Annotated in this window: 19 protein-coding genes and 1 tRNA gene; 7 read left to right on the plus strand and 13 right to left on the minus strand. The window is 37.0% G+C overall.

The window, feature by feature from the left end:
• Positions 1-7 precede the first annotated feature (7 nt).
• A complete protein-coding gene (locus tag KO561_RS14140; protein WP_231093921.1) occupies positions 8-364 on the minus strand; it encodes a DUF3147 family protein in 357 nt (118 codons plus the stop codon).
• Positions 348-770: a MarR family winged helix-turn-helix transcriptional regulator gene (locus KO561_RS14145; protein ID WP_231093922.1), complete on the minus strand. Its 423-nt coding sequence runs from the start codon at positions 768-770 to the stop codon at positions 348-350. The genes KO561_RS14140 and KO561_RS14145 overlap by 17 nt, the downstream gene beginning before the upstream one ends.
• A gap of 759 nt (positions 771-1,529) precedes the next feature.
• Here KO561_RS14145 and KO561_RS14150 point away from each other — a divergent pair.
• Positions 1,530-2,147, plus strand: a complete 618-nt coding sequence (locus KO561_RS14150; protein ID WP_231093923.1) for a hypothetical protein — start codon at positions 1,530-1,532, stop codon at positions 2,145-2,147.
• 539 nt (positions 2,148-2,686) lie between these two features.
• Here the strand turns inward: KO561_RS14150 and KO561_RS14155 are convergent.
• Positions 2,687-3,565, minus strand: coding sequence for a zf-HC2 domain-containing protein (locus tag KO561_RS14155; RefSeq protein WP_231097162.1), 879 nt, complete (start codon positions 3,563-3,565; stop codon positions 2,687-2,689).
• Between the two features lie 7 nt (positions 3,566-3,572).
• On the minus strand, positions 3,573-4,064 hold the full coding sequence (locus KO561_RS14160) for an RNA polymerase sigma factor (RefSeq protein ID WP_231093924.1): 492 nt from the start codon (positions 4,062-4,064) through the stop codon (positions 3,573-3,575).
• Positions 4,065-4,863: 799 nt separating this feature from the next.
• Between KO561_RS14160 and KO561_RS14165 the strand changes: the two genes are divergently transcribed.
• Positions 4,864-5,265, plus strand: a complete 402-nt coding sequence (locus KO561_RS14165; RefSeq protein ID WP_231093925.1) for a hypothetical protein — start codon at positions 4,864-4,866, stop codon at positions 5,263-5,265.
• Positions 5,266-5,427: 162 nt separating this feature from the next.
• Here the strand turns inward: KO561_RS14165 and KO561_RS14170 are convergent.
• The 5 genes from KO561_RS14170 to KO561_RS14190 form a co-directional block, all read right to left on the minus strand.
• Positions 5,428-5,520 (minus strand) — tRNA-Ser (locus KO561_RS14170).
• Between the two features lie 89 nt (positions 5,521-5,609).
• Complete coding sequence (locus KO561_RS14175; RefSeq protein WP_231093926.1) at positions 5,610-5,963, minus strand: VOC family protein; 354 nt, start codon at positions 5,961-5,963, stop codon at positions 5,610-5,612.
• 21 nt (positions 5,964-5,984) lie between these two features.
• Positions 5,985-7,016 carry a S66 family peptidase gene (locus KO561_RS14180; protein WP_231093927.1) on the minus strand — a complete coding sequence of 344 codons (1,032 nt, stop codon included), beginning with the start codon at positions 7,014-7,016 and terminating at the stop codon, positions 5,985-5,987.
• A gap of 18 nt (positions 7,017-7,034) precedes the next feature.
• On the minus strand, positions 7,035-7,454 hold the full coding sequence (locus tag KO561_RS14185) for a GNAT family N-acetyltransferase (protein ID WP_231093928.1): 420 nt from the start codon (positions 7,452-7,454) through the stop codon (positions 7,035-7,037).
• Between the two features lie 15 nt (positions 7,455-7,469).
• On the minus strand, positions 7,470-7,634 hold the full coding sequence (locus KO561_RS14190; protein ID WP_231093929.1) for a hypothetical protein: 165 nt from the start codon (positions 7,632-7,634) through the stop codon (positions 7,470-7,472).
• 212 nt (positions 7,635-7,846) lie between these two features.
• On the opposite strand from KO561_RS14190, the gene KO561_RS14195 reads away from it, so the two are divergent.
• A complete protein-coding gene (locus tag KO561_RS14195) occupies positions 7,847-8,854 on the plus strand; it encodes a DUF3231 family protein (RefSeq protein ID WP_269140720.1) in 1,008 nt (335 codons plus the stop codon).
• Positions 8,855-8,916: 62 nt separating this feature from the next.
• Here KO561_RS14195 and KO561_RS14200 read toward each other — a convergent pair whose 3' ends face one another.
• The 3 genes from KO561_RS14200 to KO561_RS14210 all read right to left on the minus strand — a co-directional run bounded on the left by KO561_RS14200 (position 8,917) and on the right by KO561_RS14210 (position 11,437).
• Positions 8,917-9,327: a DUF4395 domain-containing protein gene (locus tag KO561_RS14200; RefSeq protein ID WP_231093931.1), complete on the minus strand. Its 411-nt coding sequence runs from the start codon at positions 9,325-9,327 to the stop codon at positions 8,917-8,919.
• 327 nt (positions 9,328-9,654) lie between these two features.
• Complete coding sequence (locus tag KO561_RS14205) at positions 9,655-10,416, minus strand: serine/threonine protein kinase (protein ID WP_231093932.1); 762 nt, start codon at positions 10,414-10,416, stop codon at positions 9,655-9,657.
• Between the two features lie 4 nt (positions 10,417-10,420).
• Positions 10,421-11,437: a serine hydrolase domain-containing protein gene (locus tag KO561_RS14210; protein ID WP_231093933.1), complete on the minus strand. Its 1,017-nt coding sequence runs from the start codon at positions 11,435-11,437 to the stop codon at positions 10,421-10,423.
• Between the two features lie 150 nt (positions 11,438-11,587).
• Here KO561_RS14210 and KO561_RS14215 point away from each other — a divergent pair, with 150 nt between their 5' ends.
• Positions 11,588-11,779, plus strand: a complete 192-nt coding sequence (locus tag KO561_RS14215) for a helix-turn-helix transcriptional regulator (protein WP_231093934.1) — start codon at positions 11,588-11,590, stop codon at positions 11,777-11,779.
• A gap of 4 nt (positions 11,780-11,783) precedes the next feature.
• Complete coding sequence (locus KO561_RS14220) at positions 11,784-12,248, plus strand: DUF3278 domain-containing protein (RefSeq protein WP_231093935.1); 465 nt, start codon at positions 11,784-11,786, stop codon at positions 12,246-12,248.
• Between the two features lie 127 nt (positions 12,249-12,375).
• On the opposite strand, the gene KO561_RS14225 is transcribed toward KO561_RS14220, so the two are convergent.
• Complete coding sequence (locus KO561_RS14225; protein WP_231093936.1) at positions 12,376-13,830, minus strand: glycoside hydrolase family 1 protein; 1,455 nt, start codon at positions 13,828-13,830, stop codon at positions 12,376-12,378.
• A gap of 251 nt (positions 13,831-14,081) precedes the next feature.
• On the opposite strand from KO561_RS14225, the gene KO561_RS14230 reads away from it, so the two are divergent.
• Together KO561_RS14230 and KO561_RS14235 are read left to right on the plus strand one after the other, a co-directional pair.
• Positions 14,082-14,801, plus strand: coding sequence for a MurR/RpiR family transcriptional regulator (locus KO561_RS14230; protein WP_231093937.1), 720 nt, complete (start codon positions 14,082-14,084; stop codon positions 14,799-14,801).
• A gap of 159 nt (positions 14,802-14,960) precedes the next feature.
• A complete protein-coding gene (locus tag KO561_RS14235) occupies positions 14,961-16,181 on the plus strand; it encodes an MFS transporter (protein ID WP_231093938.1) in 1,221 nt (406 codons plus the stop codon).
• The last annotated feature ends 238 nt before the right edge of the window (positions 16,182-16,419 follow it).

The following is a 16,419-nucleotide window of genomic DNA, read 5'->3' on the forward strand; positions in this document are numbered from 1 at the left end:
GGGTGTTTCATGATTGGAATAACAACAGCTTTAATTGTTTCAATGCTACCTCTTGAATAGTAAGAAACACAAACCAGCCAGCTACTCCAAATCCTAAAGATATAAATAATGGAAAGGAATGCCTCAATGATAGAAACACAATGATTAATAATATTGCCGTAGCTGGAAATCCCCACAGAACACCGAGTGCAAAGCGACTTAACGTTTGGTTTTGTTCGCCTTGAACATACAACCATATAATACTTAGAATACTAACAAGCGGCAAAGCAGCTACAATGCCTCCATATGTCGGGAATCTCCTTGCAATCTCTGTCACGATGCCAATAACGGCAGCAGATACTATCACCTTAAGGATTACGAACATGTTTGACACCTTCACTCAATAATTGGAGCCCTTCCATGATTTTCTTTCTTTCTTCTTCTCCTAGCTGCTCCATGATGAGTTGAAGCTTGGTTTCATCTAGGCTCGTGTTACGGTACAAAACATCCTCCCCATCCTCTGTTAGTGCCAAAATAACCTTTCTTTCATCCTTTGAATCTCTTTCCTTCGATACATATTCTTTTTTTATTAATCTTTTAATATGCTCAGAAGCTGTGTTTTGGGAAACATTCATTTGCTCGGCCAGTTCATTAATTCCAATTGCTTTGTTTTTCTCAACGTGTTGCATGATCCGAATGGCTTGGTGAGTTAGCTTTTCTTCATGCTGATAATGTAAATGGTAGTAGATATCAGTCCAGTATTGGTTGAGTACCTTGTAATAATTAGTCATGTCACCCTCCTTTATATCATACTTCCAGATTAACTCGTATTATACGATATATTATACAGAAAGAAAACTTATAAAGGAAATAAAACGTATTATGATTTAAATCTTTTGGTGTTTCATTCTTTTTAATCTTCTTTAATCCAATAAACGGATCTTATTGTCTTTGTTCCCTTTTTCTTCTATTCTACCATTGTATCTAAACAAATTTATGCACGATCAGTGAAAAAAATTACCTGTTTCGTAACCGGTACCTCCCCCTAGAAACTCTCTCTAGTTTTCTAAAAGGCCCCGGTACATTCGAGGTTCCATTTCCTCCGTTCTCACGGGAAACCATATCCGCCATTGTCGTTCCAATAGCTTTCCATTTCGGTCCATAATGTTCAACAATACAATCCTCAATTTCCTAAATGGACCTTGTCTCACCTAGATTTTTGAAAGCTTCTATCACAGCTTCCCAATGATTCACCATTATTTCCCTCCCTTAGAGCCTTTGCCCTTCATCGCTCATTTTTCACAAAAATATTCTACATATAATATAACTTAATGGATATGTTTGTTACCATATAATTGTTACGACTTCCACCAAAACATAACGATGGTTTTTCAGGTATTCGACTGAGTAAAGATAGACCACATGTTTTCACTCAGATATCCATTTACGAAGATCAATGCCATTATTTAAGAATTCATTTTTGTTAAGTTGTTACAAGAAGTAGCCTATACCGTTTCACGTTAACATTCTCACTTAAGAAAGGAGATAAAATGAAAAAAGCCGTTCTTTCCATACTCATATTAATCTTTCTCCTTGCCGCTTGTAAGGGGGGAAATGAATTCGAAACCATTCAAGAGGGTACAGAAAATAAGGAAACTCAGGAGGTAAATACAGGACCTGAAAGCGAAGAAATTTATAGTGGTCCGGCACTGCGAATCGGGGTCATTGGTGAGAAACCGAAAAAAAACTTTCCCAATGTGACTTTTACTTCCGTTGAATCAAACTCCTTAAAAGATCCCTCATACGATGCCTACTTTATCACCAACCAATACTTTGAGGAGCTTTCTACAGATGATTGGGTGCCGGTATTTTCCACCATTCAAACACCTGTTTTCTTTGTCAACCTTAATGCCAAGTCCTTTATTTATAAGGTAGAAGGAATGACCTATGACCCAACAAATCCTCAACCTGAATCCAATTCTCACACGGAAGGATTTGTTCATACTGGAGATCAATCGAAAAGGTTTGGGTATGGAGACCCTACTTCTTCCACCAACGTTGAAGACACACCAGACTTAATCTTTTACAAAATATTTAAGGATATAGGTCAATACGTTAAGGATACGAAAGCGCAATCCACTAAGAAAAAGAAGAGTAATCCCATCTAAGGTAAGTTGTTCACTTACCATGGAGAAAACATCAAATCACATAACAACCAATTAACCTTTGTCATAACTAGCAAAAAACGCCTTGGATATGCGTTTTCTTTTTTTATTTATATTGTCTTGTTCAACTAAGGCTTACTTTAGTTGAACAACATCTCATTAATTTTCGTTGTAATTAATTCTGAAAGAGAATCATAACCTTCTCTCCAAAATGGAGACCATCATTTCTTAATCCTTTTAATGTTTTCGGATAATTTTCTAATGAAATCATTTCATTATGTGCCAAAGTAAGATCCCTTTTAGTATCTTGAACTTCATTTGAATCTGTTAATAGCCACATACATTATGATTCTTTACAAATTTCCAATTGTAAAAACTGGGATTGAAAAACCTTAATCAAGGGCTTCCCAAATTTCCATCAAATTTTCAACATTAAAGTTTACAGAGCCTAAAATAATAGAAATGGTCATCTAATTGCTAATGGTTTGTGTATAAACGAAGACTGTACAAAAAAGAAACCGAAACCATTCCGGTTTTATAAATTATAGCTTGGTTAGCGTTATTGACAAATCTGTTTCATTATCAGACCAATTTAGGATTTTAAGTAATTGGCCATTTTCTATGGAAATCGTATAAGAATCTGGATCTCTCAGATCAACACTTTGAATCGTTTGAGTTCCCGACTGGTTATAAACCCCTACATAGACAGAAAAAGGTCTATCTTGTTTATTGGCAACTTTTACTTCGTAAGTTCCCGGAGGAATTTCGTTACCAACTTGATAGATGACGGACTTGTTTGTAAGTATCCACTCCTTCGATTCTGCTTGAACTTTTTCAAACTTTGCAGGAGTGAACTTTGCCGTTCCATCTCCCTTTACGGATATTAAATTGTTACTGTAGAAGGCTGCGCCCAAGTACTTATCTCCTTTTTCTAAACGAACATTCTCCACTCTTATGTTTCCTTCAATGACTTCAATATCATAATATCCAGGCATAAATTCTTCGTTATCCACTTGATTTGATTTCCAGAATGAAGAATCGATTACAACTGGTTTAGCTGAGTTCGTAGCTTTATTTCTTTTATCCTCAATTGAAATGGTTGTAACCCTATTTAAGACTGTATTATTGGAATAAACGATGAATGCTCCGAGAAAAAATCCCAATAGCGAGCATATAGTGATAAGATAAGTAGAAGTTTTCCTTTTTTTCTTTCTTATCCTTTTGATAAGCTTTGCTTCACCATCCTCTGGAGACCCTTCTTTATGAGGGAGTAATGATTCTGTATCTAAATCCATTTCCTCATATATTAACTTACAAGATGCGCATTCACCTAAATGCTCCTTAACTAGTTTGTTACTCTCATCGCTGGTGACGTTATCTTTAAATAAAGGTAGTAAATCTTGAATCGCCCCACAAGGCATTCTCAATCTAAATCCCCCCCTCTAGTATTTCACGGAGCATCTTTTTTGCTCGATAAAAAGTTACTCTGGCCCAATTCTCACTTTTTTGCATGGAAGCTCCGATGTCTCTAAAATTTAAATCTTGGAAACTACGAAGAATGATTACTTCTCTATAAGGGTCCTTTAAACGAAATACAGCCTGATGAATGGACTGATTAAATTCCTTTCTTTCTGCCATTAGCTCCGCACTTGAAGCGACCTCTTTTGCCTTGTTTAGGTTTTCATACCCTACGTACGTTTCTTTGTTTGAACGTCGATCTTTGGCATACACATTTTTAGCTATCTGATACAACCAAGTTCGAACTGTTGAATTCCCCTTGAATCGATGGATAGAGATGTATGCTTGATAGAATGTTTCTTGCACTAACTCTTCTGCGAGGGTACGGTTGTTAGATAAACGATAGAGGTAATAAAACAGTTCCCTTGCATAAAGACGATAAAGCTCTTGAAAATCCTCCAATTGTTCCCTCCCCCTCGTATAGTTAGTACCATTTCATACAATTTCGTTACATACATTTTTCATTATACTGTATGCCTATTGGGGAAAATCCCATCTCTGAAACAAAATTGGTCTTCCAATTATGATAAGAAATAAGAATCCTTTTAAACATTATAGGAGTAGATTACAATGTTCTTCATAAAGAAAAGAATTTCCTACTTTCTACTTGTCCTATTAGGATTTGGATTCCTTTTGATAGGTTGCCAACAAGAAGAGAAAGTCTTTAATGAAGCCGTTACGATAGACAATTTGATGCCATTGTTCTTGGAGATCCAGATAGTGGTGAAGGTGGGAATACGTACAAAGAAGTACTGAGTCTATTCGAGAGAAGAAGCTTAGTAAGTATTTAGAACAGAAAGAGGAGGGTAAGACCTTTATTGAAGCAGATTGGACTTACGATGTATTAGAAAAGAAATTCATCTCCATTACCTTCTAGTTAATCGGACTCGGACGATTTCTCATGAATCTAGGGGGGTTATAAGTAAAATACGTACCGAATGGCAGCTTTTATATTATTTGGTGCTTTTCTCTCGCAGCGTAAGTGGGATTATGTGAGTATATGGAATACTCTCTTTTTATTGGGGGTGCTTCTCGATTGGTATTTCAGATCATTGCATCCATCTTGGCTATTAGGTTAGAGAGGGAAAAGAGTAAGATATCAAAGTCTTATAAGGCTAAACGATAAGCACGGCCATCTGGTCAGGCATATTTAATGGCCATTAAGGCAAAATAGACCTTAGAAAAAGAAAGGTGGATGGTGATGAAAAGCAAATGCTTGTTCCCCGCAATAATGGCAGGATTCTTACTATTTCTCTTTTGTGAACATTTGGTTGTTAATGCAGCGCAAAATAATAAAGAAGAACTAATGGAAGAGGTATTACTTAAACACTACTCTACTTCCTTTACGAAAATCACAGAAGGAAAAGCTTATTATTGCGAGCGGATTAATCATATGGAAAGGCTTAACGGGGACAGTACGATTCATAAGGTAGAGACACAGTTGATTACGTACGAAGGGGCACACAATCCTCCATACGATTTATACAAAATTATGCTGAAGGATGGACCACCTGGCCAGGGGTTGGAACCTGAAATCACTATATTAGATGTCGATATGGAGCAGGATATATCTGCTGAACAAGCTAAAGGGATATGCAATTAATCCATATATTGAACAAGCCTTTAACTAATTAAAACTTTGATGCAAAATTAGAAAGACCTGCTTATCCCAGGTCTTTTTTCATATTTAAAAAAATTGGCATCATAAGATTTCGCTAGCCGACATTTTAAGGATAAATTCACAAAAGCCTACTAAAATGTATTATGGCGGAGAAGGTGGGATTCGAACCCACGCGACAGTTGCCCGTCCTAATGCATTTCGAGTGCATCCCCTTCAGCCGGACTTGGGTACTTCTCCATAAAGGAAATGAAAAATCACATCCTTTATTCTAGTAAAAATAGATTGATATATCAACTTGAATCCTTTTAAAAACACCATAACTTCCCTTATTGCTCATCAAACTCAACGATTTCAATTTGATTCCCAAACGGGTCTTCTATAACAAAAAAGTGACCAGGAGGGCAAGGCTGAGGAGAGTCTAATAAGACACGGATTCCTCGCTCCTTCATTGCTTGAAAGTCTTCTTGAATATCATTGGATAGTAGTCCTAATACGACATTATTTCCACTTTTTATGTCAGATGACTCCTCTAGAATAAGTGGTACACCATCATGTTCTAACTGAACAATACTTTCTCCATACCTCTCTGAAACCTGAAAATTAAGCTTTTCCGTGTAAAATGAAACAGCTTCTTGTACATTAGTTACTCTAATCGTAATAACACAAATTTGATTCATCATAATTTTTCTCCATTCCATATTTCACTCTACAGCCGCTTCTATTATCGAAAAAGTCTTAGATGTACAATCTAGTTCCGCCATTGCTCCATAAGGCAGAATAAACTTTGGCTCCGTATGCCCAAAATTCAAGTTATACAAAATAGGAAGATCCGTTAAATGGTATTCCTTCATAACTTGTAAAATTTCTTCTTTATACTCTCCATAGTACTTTTCATCCTTTGGCTTACCGAAAACAATACCGTTCGTAGCTTGAAGGATTCCTTGTGCTGCATAATTCCTCAACCAATATCGGATGTAATCTGGTTCTGTATGATCTTCTGACGTTTCGAAAAACAGTATGCTGTTGTTCCAATATTCACGTTCCGGCCATAGTACCGTACTTTTAGCAAATTCTAATACTTCAATACAGCCACCAATTAACCGTCCTTGTACCTTTCCTGTACCTTGAAGTAGCTCGTATCCATGATTTTTCGTCATGGTACGTCTTTTGTTTTTGTTCTCCTCTATCCATTCCAACCTTTCACTAGTCCAAGCTTCTGCTGGTTCAATGACACCTATTGGTTCATTGGAGAAGAGAGTCTTTTCCACCCATTTTCTTGTGTAATCGTCCATTTCAATATTTTCCGCAAAATCTGTTAGGATGGCTGGTCCGTAGAAAGATGATACCCCAGCCTTATGACAAAACAAATGGGAAATGGTAACATCCGAATACCCCATAAAAATCTTCGGATTCTCCCTTATCACATTAAAATCAATGTAAGGCAGCAGTCGAATACTATCCTCTCCACCAATATTGCAGAAAATTGCTTTAATATTCTTGTCTCGAAAAGCCTCCATTAAATCCTCTGCTCTCGCTTGAGGATTCTCATAGGTAAAAGCAGTTCCTTTCAGGCTATTTGGCATTGCCACCACTTCAAGCCCAAACACTTCTTCTAATCTCTTCACCCCTTGTTCATATCTCCAGCGCAATTCTGGATCTCCTGCACCACCCCAGGAAGGACTTACCGTAGCCACACGATCTCCCTTTTGAAGCTTTCTTGGTTTTTGCAACATGTTAACATCCTTCCCTTCCTAGTTCAGTCTCTTCTGTAAGAAATACTGGCTATGCCCCTTCGGATGATCTTCCACCACACCAACTACATCAAATCCTAATTTTTGATAAAAGTCAGGAGCTTGAAAGCTAAAGGTATCTAACAAAAGGAGACGACAGTTATTCTCTTTTGCAAAAAATTCTATATGCTCTATTAACTCAGAGCCATACCCTTTTCCCCGAACCTCATCAGACACCCATAAAAAATCAATATGTAGATGATGCCAAAACATCGTTCCCGTGATACCACCTACCGTTTCACTCTTTTCGTTCTTTATAACAAAGCTTACCTTCTCGAGCGGAGTTTTCACTTCATCTGTTAATTTCTCCATGTTGTATTCAATCAGTTTTTTTCTTATATATACACTTTCTTCTTCATTTCCGCGCTGAATGTTTCCCATTGTCTCCCCTGCTTTCTACTTATGCTTCTGAAGCTCTTGAAATTTTTTCTCCAATTCGGTGACGCGACTTTCTAGCTCTTCTTTTCCTGCCTTGGTTCTTGTTCTCAAAGCCCCCCATAGAACAACACATGTGAAAATTAATACAATAACTCCGAGCGCCGCCCATAATAAAAGATCCATCCGTCACACCCCTTCACTTACTAAAAAAGTATATGTTTAGATCTCTTGTTTATAAATCCATATATAATCTATCCTTAATCTTATCACAAAAAATAGGGCATTTATCCCAAAACTGTCTACCCTTTAATAATTTTGACCCACATACAAATATTTCAAATTAAATAGGCACACACTACTAGCAACCAGGATTCTCTATAGAGGAGGTTGATCACATTAAAACACATAACATTAAATTGACTTCTGCTGAGATTGGTGTATTGTGGGCCACTTATATGGCAGAAAGTGCGACTAGTCCAGTTTTAAAGTACTTTATCGAGAAAGTAGAAGATCAAGAAATTAAACAGGTTATTCAGCTCGCTCTTCATTATTCAATCGAACATATCGAAACCATTACAAAGATCTTTCAACAAGAGGAATATCCTGTACCTATTGGCTTTTCGGATCAAGATGTAAATATCCATGCACCACGACTGTATTCTGACACGTATATGTTAACGTTTATCCGGAACTTAGGGAAAGCAGGGACTGCAGCAGATGGAATGGCTTTTTCTATGTCTGCGCGAAAAGATATTCGAGATCTTTATTATAACTGCCTGAAACATGCAGCCAAAACGGAAGATGCAGCAAAAGAAGTCATGCTTTCAAAAGGAGTTTTTGTTCGTCCACCCTATATTGCAACACCAGACAAACCAACCTATGTAGAAAAGCAAAGCTTTTTGCGAGGATGGTTTGGTGAACGTAGGACGTTGACCGCTGACGAAATATCACATATTTATTTAAATCATTCCAATAATGCTTATGGGAAAGCACTTCTAATAGGTTTCTCTCAAACAGCAAGGTCGGAGGAATTAAGAAGTTATTTTACTAGGGGAATGGAAATATCACGCTCCTTTATCGACACGTTCCATAAATTATTTGAGGAAAGTACACTCCCTGCTCCTATGACTTGGGATACCGAGGTAACGGAGTCTACGGAGCCTCCGTTTTCTGACAAATTAATGCTCTTTCAGTCTAATGCACTAAGTTCGATTGGAATAGGGAACATGGGAGGCTCTCTCGCTTTAAGCATGCGACGTGACATTACGGCAAAATACTTAAAGATGATGAAAGATATTGGGTTATTTGCAGAAGATGGATTAAATATCATGATCAAAAACAAATGGTTTGAAAGACCACCTCAAGCAATAGACCGAGAAAACCTAGCAAAAGGAAAAGGATAATAAAAGGTTTTGCCTTTTATTATCCTCTATAGATGCGTATTTTTCCGAACACTTACTGTGCTCTACTGCGCCTTTGCTTTGTTGTATTTCCACATCATATACCGATAGCGAATCGCACACCCGATACAATAACCAGCTAACGCTAATCCAGCTGCAGCAACAACCATTGTGCTAAAAATATATCCAATCACCTGATAATCAAGTGTAAACGCTACTAAAGCAATTCCTAAACAAGTAGTAGCAATCCACTGATTAAACAATTGCTGATCCTGATCTTCCTGGTTGTATTCGTTAGAGGGCTTTTTTAAAAATCTTTTCCCCATTAGAATGACCGGATTTTTCTTTGTGATTAAGGTAATTAGCCCTAATACGAATGGGATAGCTAATATCCATATGTGAAAGACAAATGCCAATAATACAGTAATAACGAGAAAAGATTGATTTAATTGCACAAGTGGCTTTGGAATACTCATTAGTATCACATCTCCTATAATTCCAATTATACCTAGTTATATACTTGGAATAAAGAAAATAATTTATAAGTTCTAGGTCAAACGTGAAACAAAAACCCCATTCTATTCGTATTATATGTAAAAGGAAAGGAGTTTTTATATGCTAGATAAGTTCCTAAAAAAGGTATTGAAGTATAGTGCAAGTAGTAGTAGACGAAAACACCGTTCTTATCGCTATAGCTCTAGTGACCGAAAATATCGTCACTATAGTAGCAGCGGACACCATAGACACTCCCCTTACCATGGGAGTCACCGATATAAGAAAAAAGGTTTCTTCGGTAGTAGTAGTTAGTCCAAACTGACAAGCGTTTGATCCAACTCTGCTAATACTTCTTTTGTCTCTATGAAAGGTTCTCGAATTCCCAAAAGCTTTTCTAGAAAAATGCGAGTATTTGGATGAAGGATTAATTCTTCTGTCCATGCTCGCCCTTTTTTTGTCTTGCCCTCATATTGAGAATAAAGAAGAAAGAGACAAAAATCGCCTAAATCATAATAATCCTCTTGTACTTTAGAATCCTTCACTCGTTCAGCTAAACCAAAATCGATTAAATAAGGTCGATTATCATGAAGGATGACATTAGGTATTCTAACATCTCCATGGATGATTCCCTTAGAATGTACATGTTCTAAAATAACTACTATCTCTTTCATAAGTTGGAGAGTCTCCCGCTCCGTAAACTTCTGCTTATCTTCAAATAAAACATCTTCTAGGTTTCGTCCAGGTATATATTCCATCACTAGAAAAGATAGATTCTGAAAAGTGAAAGATTCATAAAAAGTAGGGATACAGAAGTGTTCAAGCCTTTTTAATGCATCACGTTCCTTCGCGAATTGATCCTTCATAACTTGCCTTCGTTTGCTTTTCGTCATTTGCTTTAGCACACAGTATCGTTGATTTTGGCTATCATAGCATAAATAGGAATAGCCATAGCTACCAATTCCTAGTAAAGACTGCACCTGATAGATTTCATGAATGACACTCCCCTTTTTAAAGTGAGGATCAATCATAAATCGATAGCTTCTCTTTATTAGCTTCATAAGAAACGACATGGACTCACCCCAAGATATCTTTTTCCATCTCCTTCATGATGTCAAATGCGCCCGATGATTTATTGGAACAAACCACGCTCACTGTTTCCGATGAAGGGTAATAAGCAGAATGGAAGCTCACACCAGGGTCGTAGCCCATCACATGATATTTTTCCACCCCATTTTCATTTTGTTTTATCCAAACCCCATATCCATAATAGGATGTATCTTTCACTTGAACATGACTCGTTAGAAGCTTCTCCGTGAACGACTTCGACAACAGTTTATTTTGAAGTAACGCTTTCCAAAGCTTCCCCATATCTCTAGTTGTGACATAAGCTCCCCCGTCAGAGCCACCTTTTACTGGTAAAGAATATATATTTGTTTTCCATGTTCCATCTTCTTGGTCTATGTAGCCAATTGCCGTGTTGGAAGGTAATTGGTCCATTGCAAAATAACCCGAGTCATTCATCTCTGCTTTTTCAAAAATATACGTTTCTACATAATCAGAAAAGGCAAGTCCAGATACTTTTTCCACGATTAATCCTAATACGATGTAACCTCCGTTATTATAATGAAACCGTTCCCCAACTTTCCCTTTCATCGGTTGATCCTGAAAAAGGGGAAGAAAATCTTCAAGCTTTCGAATGTGATACATCGGGTACTTCACCCAAAGATCTTCAAAATCATCCATTAGCTCTTCATCAAAATAATCTGGTATGCCGGAAGTATGGGTTAAAAGATGATGAACCGTAACATTGGAATCCCAGTTTTTTAGATCGATAGAAAGAATTTCAGATAGTTTTGCATCAAAAGTGAGTTTGCCGTCCTGTACTAACTGACAAATTGCAATTGCCGTGAAGAGCTTGCAACCAGAAGCAATGCCGAAACGGGTGTTCACCTTATTCTCCAGTTGCTCCGAGCGGTTTGCAAAACCACAAGCTCCTTCTAGCTGTTCATGTTTTTTTGTTTGCAGCAAAAAGCTACCGGAAAATAGCTTATTTGCTTGGACGTCTTCCAATCTTTTTTTCAAATTACTCATACACTTCTCCCCAATCCGTTCCTCATATGCTTTTATAGTACCATACAACAAAGCAAATTAATTATTTGGAAAAACATTGACAGCCGTCTTAGAATATTGTAATTTATATATTACTATATGTCATATATATTTTGCATAGGTGGTATAATCATGAACAATCGAATCAAAATAGCACGAGCTGAAAAATCACTCACCCAAGCACAACTAGCTGCAAAAATACAAGTGACCAGACAAACGATTGGGCTTATCGAAAAAGGGGAGTATAACCCTTCCTTACGATTATGCATTGCTATTGCCAAAACATTAGGAAAGACATTAGATGAATTATTTTGGGAGGACTAACTAGATGAAGAAGTCATGGATATCGATATTTATGCCGAATGATGAATACAAAGAACAGAAAATGGTCTATTATTTAGCTGAGTCTGCTGTAATTCTGGCTGTATTATGCCTAATATACGCCCTTATACATTCCTATCTGAATCTTTCCTCAAGGGATCTTGCCTTACTTTTGTTTATGGTCCCGCTCGTCTATTCGACTATTAGATATACGTTTTCCGGTATGGAGTACACAGAGGTTTCTACTCTTAAATCCTACAAAAAGGAAAGAAGAGTCATCGTTTATCGTTCCCTAACATTTTTGTTGTTTTTCATCATCATCTATTTCATTTTCTATGGAATTCCAACGGATAGTTATAGAATACATGACATGTTAGGTATCGCAGTGTTGAGCTTTATTTTTATGCTAACTGGTAGTTTTATATCTCTAAAGCGCTCCTATACCAAGAACAAAGATTTACTTGATGATTAAAGGATAGGATAATGCCCATCTTGGTCTCACTTCCTAGAGCTTCTCCAGACAGTATTTTACAAATAGAAAACAACCTTACTCCGAATGAATATCGTAATAAGGTTGTTTCTAAATACAGTATTATAAATTATAGTTCTTCCCCGTTCGTTGCAATGACATTTTTATACCAGTCAAATGATTTTTTCTTTTTTCTTTCTAATGTACCATTTCCGTAATCATCCTGATCGACATAAATAAACCCGTAACGTTTCGACATTTCAGATGTACCCGCACTGATTAAATCAATACAGCCCCAGCTCGTGTACCCCAAAACTTTTACTCCATCAGTAATGGCTTCACCCATTTGATCAATGTGGGCGCGTAAATATTCAATACGGTAATTATCGTTAATCGAACCATCTTCTTTTACTGTATCGTAAGCACCTAGACCATTTTCAACAATAAATAAAGGTACTTGGTAGCGATCGTACAATTTCTTTAGCGTTATGCGCAATCCTTTCGGGTCAATTTGCCATCCCCAATCGGATGCTTCTAGGTACGGATTTTGTATCCCACTAAAGAAATTCCCTTTTTCCTTTACTTTATCAGGTGAACCACTCGACACCATGGTCATATAGTAACTAAAGGATAAGAAATCTACAGTATGTTGTAATAAGATTTCTTCGTCACCTGGTAACATTTCGATCTTAATATTATTTTCTTCAAAGTAGCGATTCATAAAGCTAGGGTAATATCCGCGTACTTGAACATCTGTAAAGAAAAGATTCTTTTGATCTTCATCTAGTGCAGCTAGAACATCGTCAGGACTGCAGGTTTCTGGATATGTTTCCATACGAGCTAGCATACAACCTATCTTTGCATCAGGAATGATGTCATGACACGCCTTTACTGCGCTTGCACTGGCAACAAATTGATGATGAAGAGCTTGATAAATTGCTTGTTCCTTATTTTCTACTCGGTCAACTAGAATCCCACTCCCAATATACGGAGATATAGTGGAAATGTTGATTTCATTAAAAGTTAACCAATGTTTCACTTTGTCTTTATAACGCTCAAATACGATTTCCGCATAGTGAAGAAAGAAATCTACTAAACGACGATCTGCCCAGCCATTATACTTTTTCACCAAATGAAGTGGAATTTCGTAGTGAGATAAGGTAACTAAAGGTTGAATGCCGTACTTTAATAACTCATCGAATACTTTATCATAAAAGGCTAGTCCCTGTTCATTAGGCTCCTTTTCATCACCATTCGGAAAAATACGTGGCCAAGAAATAGACATACGAAATGTTTTGAAGCCCATTTCTGCAAACAAGGCAATATCTTCTTTATAGCGGTGATAAAAATCAATTCCGCGGCGTTTCGGGAAGTTATCTCCGCCCTTTCCTGCTAGTAATTCCTCTAATTCCTTTTCACTCGTGACGTCCATTTCAATGTCTTTTCCACGCTCTTCCTTCGGCACAAAGGTAACCATATCGAAAATGGATAATCCTTTTCCCCCTTCGTTATACGCACCTTCTAACTGGTTGGCAGCTGTTGCTCCCCCCCATAAAAACCCTTCAGGAAATCTACTTTTCCCCATGCGATTACCTCCTAGTATGTTAAAGCAATGTATTTTACTTATAAGTAGTTATCCTTTTCCAATAAGGTAACTATAGGTCCATCGTAATTCGATTATGATCGATAGTAAATGAGTTACGGCCTTCTAGTTCCTTTTAACGTCTGTAGTTATTTGTTACACAAATGTAACACCATGTATCTTTCAAGGTATTTGTGCTACAATAACAAAAATCGTCTAAATACGGAGTTACGTTAGAAAGGAAATACCCCTACATGTTTACGAACGAGGTTATTGCATCTTTTAATGAATTGGAATCTTCAATATATAACTACATCTGCCAAAACGGTGAAAAAGTCGCATATATGAGAATACGCGAACTAGCAGATGAAACTCATGTTTCTACTGCTACGATCTTGCGTTTTTGTAGAAAAGTAAATTGTGAAGGTTTTTCAGAGTTTAAAGTGAAGTTGAAAATGCATCTAAAAGAGAATAAAAAAACAAAGATTAAAAGCTCCCAGCATTCGATTGAGGAGTTCTTTGAAAGAGCACTAAAAGGAGATCTTGAAAAAAGAATCCGAAAAGCTGCGGAACTCATCACGAAGGTTGATAATGTACTTTTTATTGGCATTGGAAGTTCAGGAATTTTAGCTGAATATGGCGCTCGTTATTTTTCCAGCTTAGGAACTTTCTCGATGTATATTAAAGATCTATCCTATCCTATACAGTCTAAAACCAATAGTGTAACGATAGCTCTTTCCGTATCAGGAGAGAATTATTTCACCATTACTCATTTAAATAAACTTAAACAAGAAGGAAGTAAGATTATTAGTATTACGAACCACAAACTTTCTACGATGGCAAAAATCTCGGATATAACCATTCCTTATTTCGTAACCGAAGAATTTTATGAACAATCAAATATTACGACACAAGTGCCTGTTGTTTATATCTTAGAATCGATGGCGCGTGAAATACACAAGCTTCAACAATAGTCTAAAGTTCTCTGGAGTGGGGGTAACCCACTCTTTTCTTTTGCAGTCACACCGAAACTTTGTTCATGTCCATAGTGTGAACAGGGTAAAGTTAGAAAGGATTTTGAAAACGCTTTATGGAATATATCGTTACTGACTTTCGATAAGGGGATGAAAACAATGAAGCAATCTATTTTATTACTTTCTGGGATCGGTATATCGAGCTTAGGGGATTTTATTTATTTGGTCGCCATAAACATTTTAGTTTTAAACTTAACCGGTTCTCCGGCGGCAGTTGCTGGTCTATGGATTATAAGCCCCATCGCAGCCTTGTTAACGAAGGTTTGGTCTGGAAGCCTCATAGACCGCGTGAATAATAGAAGGCTCATGATCATCTTAGATATTAGTAGGGCACTGCTTGTCTTTATCCTCCCATTTCTAACATCCATTTGGTTTATTTATCTCATCCTTTTTGGTTTATCAATATGTAAAGCTTTTTTTGAGCCAGCTTCTATGAAATATATAACAAGCCTTATTCCTAAAGGAGACCGTAAAAGATTTAATTCCTTCCGCAGTATGCTTACCTCTGGTGCCTTTTTAGTTGGACCAGCTATTTCTGGTGTACTACTTTTACTATCATCAGTTCATGTAGCTATCTGGATTAATGCTGCTTCCTTTCTCGTTTCTGCCTATTTCCTATACTTGCTTCCTAATGTCGATTCGGCACCGACGAATTCATCTACGGTGCAGCTCGGCTTAAACATTCTGAAAAGAGATTGGTTGGATGTACTTGACTTTAGTAAAAATCACCTTTTTGTTATTACGATTTATAGTTTGTTCCAATTGTTTATGGTTGTAGCTCTTGGTATGGATACACAAGAGGTTGTGTTTACTCAAAAAGTGCTACACCTTTCGGAAACGGATTTTGGTCTACTAATAAGTATTACTGGAATAGGATCGATTTTGGGTGCTACTACGGTTTCCTTGTTTGCTCATAAGCTATCCATCCGCTCACTCATGTGGCTTGGATTTGCCTTTGTCGCGATCGGTTATCTCATCTATGCTTTCTCCTTTTCTTTTTGGTCGGTTGCCTTTGGCTTTATCATTCTTGGGTTCTTTAATTCCTTTTCCAGTACAGGTTTTATGACCTTCTATCAAAACAATATTCCCGTGTCCATTATGGGACGGGTATCAAGTATTTTTGGAATGTTTCAGAGTGTTTCGCAAATCTTCTTTATCCTTCTCATCGGTTTTACAGGTGAGGTCATTCCACTTCGGTATAGCATTATTGGAGCGTCCATTCTTATATTGGCAATCAGCATCATGGCAATTCTACTCTTATTTAAAAATAAATACCAAGAGTTCCTGGAGGAAGAAAGAGACATTACTAAAATCAATTAATCTACTGCTTATTTGCCTTTTTATAAATCCATAAGAGACTACTGACACAGGCAATCGTTCCTATTCCTAGAATGACTATAAATAGTATGGGTATCAACTCAGTTACAGACATCACCATCGTTCCCTTCCGAATTAGAGTTTGATAGAATTTAAACTTTGACAACTTCCCTTAAATAAGGTAAAGTTCTTATTGGCGAACAATTAATTAAAAACTTTAAAAAACATTCGTGTTTAGGAG

Source organism: Radiobacillus kanasensis, from assembly GCF_021049245.1.
GTDB lineage: Bacteria > Bacillota > Bacilli > Bacillales > Amphibacillaceae > Radiobacillus > Radiobacillus kanasensis.

Excerpts from the sequence above, each read along its gene's own strand:
- KO561_RS14140 (WP_231093921.1), bottom strand. The coding sequence starts at position 364 with ATGTTCGTAATCCTTAAGGTGATAGTATCTGCTGCCGTTATTGGCATC.
- KO561_RS14145 (WP_231093922.1), bottom strand. The coding sequence starts at position 770 with ATGACTAATTATTACAAGGTACTCAACCAATACTGGACTGATATCTAC.
- KO561_RS14150 (WP_231093923.1), top strand. The coding sequence starts at position 1,530 with ATGAAAAAAGCCGTTCTTTCCATACTCATATTAATCTTTCTCCTTGCC.
- KO561_RS14155 (WP_231097162.1), bottom strand. The coding sequence starts at position 3,565 with ATGCCTTGTGGGGCGATTCAAGATTTACTACCTTTATTTAAAGATAAC.
- KO561_RS14165 (WP_231093925.1), top strand. The coding sequence starts at position 4,864 with ATGAAAAGCAAATGCTTGTTCCCCGCAATAATGGCAGGATTCTTACTA.
- KO561_RS14175 (WP_231093926.1), bottom strand. The coding sequence starts at position 5,963 with ATGATGAATCAAATTTGTGTTATTACGATTAGAGTAACTAATGTACAA.
- KO561_RS14180 (WP_231093927.1), bottom strand. The coding sequence starts at position 7,016 with ATGTTGCAAAAACCAAGAAAGCTTCAAAAGGGAGATCGTGTGGCTACG.
- KO561_RS14185 (WP_231093928.1), bottom strand. The coding sequence starts at position 7,454 with ATGGGAAACATTCAGCGCGGAAATGAAGAAGAAAGTGTATATATAAGA.
- KO561_RS14190 (WP_231093929.1), bottom strand. The coding sequence starts at position 7,634 with ATGGATCTTTTATTATGGGCGGCGCTCGGAGTTATTGTATTAATTTTC.
- KO561_RS14200 (WP_231093931.1), bottom strand. The coding sequence starts at position 9,327 with ATGAGTATTCCAAAGCCACTTGTGCAATTAAATCAATCTTTTCTCGTT.
- KO561_RS14205 (WP_231093932.1), bottom strand. The coding sequence starts at position 10,416 with ATGTCGTTTCTTATGAAGCTAATAAAGAGAAGCTATCGATTTATGATT.
- KO561_RS14210 (WP_231093933.1), bottom strand. The coding sequence starts at position 11,437 with ATGAGTAATTTGAAAAAAAGATTGGAAGACGTCCAAGCAAATAAGCTA.
- KO561_RS14215 (WP_231093934.1), top strand. The coding sequence starts at position 11,588 with ATGAACAATCGAATCAAAATAGCACGAGCTGAAAAATCACTCACCCAA.
- KO561_RS14220 (WP_231093935.1), top strand. The coding sequence starts at position 11,784 with ATGAAGAAGTCATGGATATCGATATTTATGCCGAATGATGAATACAAA.
- KO561_RS14225 (WP_231093936.1), bottom strand. The coding sequence starts at position 13,830 with ATGGGGAAAAGTAGATTTCCTGAAGGGTTTTTATGGGGGGGAGCAACA.
- KO561_RS14230 (WP_231093937.1), top strand. The coding sequence starts at position 14,082 with ATGTTTACGAACGAGGTTATTGCATCTTTTAATGAATTGGAATCTTCA.
- KO561_RS14235 (WP_231093938.1), top strand. The coding sequence starts at position 14,961 with ATGAAGCAATCTATTTTATTACTTTCTGGGATCGGTATATCGAGCTTA.